This is a genomic window from Candidatus Desulfatibia sp. (assembly GCF_036446775.1).
In the GTDB taxonomy this organism is placed as follows: domain Bacteria; phylum Desulfobacterota; class Desulfobacteria; order Desulfobacterales; family UBA11574; genus Desulfatibia_A.
This window is the reverse complement of record NZ_JAZFTO010000210.1, coordinates 1-3361: the sequence shown is the minus strand read 5'-3', so window position 1 is coordinate 3361 and position 3361 is coordinate 1. Positions and strand designations below refer to the sequence as shown.

5 protein-coding genes are annotated in these 3361 nt (G+C 46.6%); all 5 read left to right on the top strand.

The annotated features are described in order from the left end of the window. On the top strand, positions 1-632 hold a 632-nt coding region (locus V3S16_RS10145; RefSeq protein ID WP_413884573.1), incomplete at its 5' end, for a dihydrodipicolinate reductase C-terminal domain-containing protein. Between the two features lie 73 nt (positions 633-705). After that, positions 706-1164 (top strand): hypothetical protein, encoded by a 459-nt coding sequence (locus V3S16_RS10140; protein WP_413884572.1) that lies wholly within the window; start codon positions 706-708, stop codon positions 1162-1164. A 20-nt stretch (positions 1165-1184) separates the two neighbouring features. Beyond that, positions 1185-2039 carry a DNA-formamidopyrimidine glycosylase gene (mutM, locus tag V3S16_RS10135; protein WP_413884571.1) on the top strand — a complete coding sequence of 285 codons (855 nt, stop codon included), beginning with the start codon at positions 1185-1187 and terminating at the stop codon, positions 2037-2039. 147 nt (positions 2040-2186) lie between these two features. Continuing rightward, the gene (locus V3S16_RS10130; RefSeq protein ID WP_413884570.1) at positions 2187-2339 is read left to right on the top strand and encodes an AIM24 family protein; all 153 of its coding nucleotides are present in this window, start codon (positions 2187-2189) and stop codon (positions 2337-2339) included. Beyond that, positions 2333-3163 (top strand): putative molybdenum carrier protein, encoded by an 831-nt coding sequence (locus tag V3S16_RS10125; protein ID WP_413884569.1) that lies wholly within the window; start codon positions 2333-2335, stop codon positions 3161-3163. Before V3S16_RS10130 ends, V3S16_RS10125 begins: the two co-directional genes overlap by 7 nt. Positions 3164-3361 lie beyond the last annotated feature (198 nt).

The window sequence follows — 3361 nt, the reverse complement described above, 5'->3', positions numbered from 1 at the left end:
CCATCAAAGAAAACAGCGGCCCATTTATCAGTGTGGATTTTAGTCTCCCTCCGGCGGTCAACAGCAATGCCGAGTTTTATTGCAAGCATAATTTGCCCTTTGTCATGGGTACCACCGGCGGTGACAGGGACCTCTTGGCAGACACGGTCACGGCATCTTCCATCCCGGCGGTAATAGCGCCTAATATGGCCAAACAGATCGTCGGATTCCAGGCCATGATGGAATATGGGGCCCAAACTTTTCCGAATCTATTCCAAGGTTACGATCTTGAAATCAAGGAAAGCCATCAGCAAGGCAAAGCCGACACCAGCGGAACCGCCAAGGCCATGGTCAGGTATTTCAACAGCCTGGGAACACCCTATACCGAAACGGATATTATCAAAGAACGCGATCCCGAAAATCAACAAAGCGTATGGGGCATACCCGCAGAATTTCTGGAAGGTCACGGGTGGCACACCTATGCACTGACTTCAAGTGACAAAACCGTCCGGTTTGAATTCACCCATAATGTCAACGGCCGTGATGTCTATGCCCGGGGTACCCTGGATGCCGTCTCATATCTCGATAAAAAAATTAAAGCTGACGTCCGGGGCAGGATTTTTTCGATGATTGATGTGCTTAAAGGCGTTTAGCCGGCATCTCTCATGAACTGGTTTCAAAACAATCAATTAGGCTCAAATGTTCCGGATATTAGGAGGGTTATAGATGATAAATAAAAAAGATTGGAAGAAACCAGCCGCGATCATCCTCTTTGTAATGCTGCTGGGCGGATATTATGAAAAGTTGAACGTGGAAGCTCAGGCAATGGTATTGCCGATGGTGATATTTATCGCTGTAGCTGTAGTTATTTCTCGTTTTAAACAGCTTGAATACGAAATGCGCTCAGCGCAAGTCTTTACCCATAAAATAACGGTCGAGACGTTAAGTGTTTTGGACAGCAATGGCAACGAACGCATAGCCATTGCGGCAGCCCCCGAAAATCCGGTATTGACTTTTTATGATAAAAACCATACACCCCGTGCTACTCTGGACCTGGCGCATTCGGAGCCGACACTAAAGCTGAAGGGCGGCAAAGGCAGCATATTGATAGCCTTTGACAAAGAAGGCTTGCCGAATGTAACGCTTAAAGATGACACGGAGGAGATCATCTGGTCGGCACCTTAACCCGGATCTTTTTAGGTTTGATGAAGACATTATTAAAAATGCCCGAATTGCCTGAAGTTCAAACCATAGTTAACGACCTCAAAGCAGCCGGCCTGATCGGAGCCACCATCATCGGCGCTCAAGTCTTGTGGCCGCGCACGATTTCAGGACCTTCGTCCAATATCTTCTGCCAACGGATAAAACAAAAAAAGGTGACAGACATCCGGCGCCGGGGCAAGTACATCGTTTTTGACCTGTCCGGCCCGGATCATCTGTTGATCCATCTTCGCATGACCGGACGCCTGCATTGGGTTGCGCCTGATCAGCCGCGATCCAAACATGAGCATGTAATTCTGCACTTTCAGAACCAATATCAATTGCGTTTCCATGATACCAGAAAATTCGGGCGCTTTTATCTGGTCCGGGACCCTGAAAAAATAATCGGCCATCTCGGACCCGAACCGCTTGCGCCGAGCTTTACAGCCAGGGTTTTGGCCGATCACATCAATTTGCGTAAACGTATGTTAAAGCCTTTGCTGCTGGACCAGTCTTTTATCGCCGGATTAGGCAACATATATGTGGATGAAGCCCTCTGGGAAGCCGAAATTCATCCTTGCCGCATGGCATCTTCCCTTTCCAAAGTGGAAATAAAAGCCCTGCACCGGGCTATCTGTAAAGTACTGAAACAAGGTTTGAAGAACCTCGGAACAACCCTGGGAGCCGGCCAACCCAATTTTTGTTCCGTTGCGAAAAGAAAGGGACGCAACCGCGATCAATTAAAGGTTTTTCGCCGGACGGACCTTCCCTGCCACCGCTGCAACTCGATTGTCGAGCGCATGGTCGTCGGTCAACGCGGTACCCATATCTGTCCGCAATGTCAAATGATGGCGTCGTAAAAAGTCCCATCTACGGCGTTGGACCCTAATTGAGTTAAAACTCAATGTGTCAGTTGTTTGTTGTCCGTTGTCAGTTGTAAATCTAACTCGGTTTTTCCGGCGTTATGGTAACACTTTGGCTGAAGATTTATAAATAAGGAGAAAATAATGGAGGAGGAACCAAAAAAAGCTGCTGGAGAGATGATGTGCCATGAAGTCGATTACGAGCTTATCGGCGGCGAGGGGTTTATCCTGCAACGCCTCCGAGGAGACGGTATGGCCTTTGTCCATGCCGGCGGTACGGTTATCAAAAAATGGTAAAGAAAATAATGTCCGGTGGTCAAATCGGCGCTGACCAGGCCGCCCTTGACGTGGCCATAAAATTGGATATTCCTCATGGCGGATGGATTCAAAAGGGGCGTAAAACTCAAAGCGGCACTCTCCCGGACAAATACAAATTGAAAGAAATGCCCACTGCCAGCTATATAAAACGAATCGAGCAGAATGTAATAGATTCGGACGGAACGCTGATAATATCTCACGGAAGCCTAACCGGCGGTTCAGATCACAGCCGAAAAATGGTATTGAAGCATAAAAGGCAGTTACTGCACATAGATCTATTACAAATTGAAGCCCTTCAAGCCGCAAAGCTAATCGACTCATGGATATCGCTGCATCAAATAAAGATATTAAATATAACGGGGCCAAAGGCCAGCGAAGATCCCAAAATATACAAAGCTACTATGGATATACTTGAGAGTGCTTATTATTTGAGCCAGGTTGAAAATAGAACCTTTACGCTCGATTCCTTCTATCAAATCCCGCCAAAGGGCCGATCGTCTTCTTCTCAGATTCATACCAAAACCGTTAATGATGCCGTTGAACTACTAAATACGGAAATGCCTTTGAAAGATAGAACCACAATGGCCAACTTAACAAAAGATGAACTGGCTTCGCTTAATCTGACACTGGGTATTTACATCAGAAATCAGTTATTTCACAAAGGCGCCAACCTGGAGTTGCTGGCGTCATGTTCCCATGTTTCCGAAAATGAACATCTTAGCGCAAGCGATGCCGCTTTTGTAATTATAGAAAAGCTATGGGAAGAACTGCGTAGGACCCATAGATTGAGGATTGTTACGTAAGGATAAAGATATGTCTTAGGGGTCAAGCTTAGGGGTCAAGTCTGCTCTTGACTCATCTTAGGGGTCAAGTCTGCTCTTGACTCATTTGGTTTGCTTGTGTAGGGTTAGTTTTATGAGTAGGCCGTTGAGAATAGAATACCCGAATGCTTGGTATCATGTAATGAACCGTGGCAGAAGAGGCGAGAAGATATTTCATGA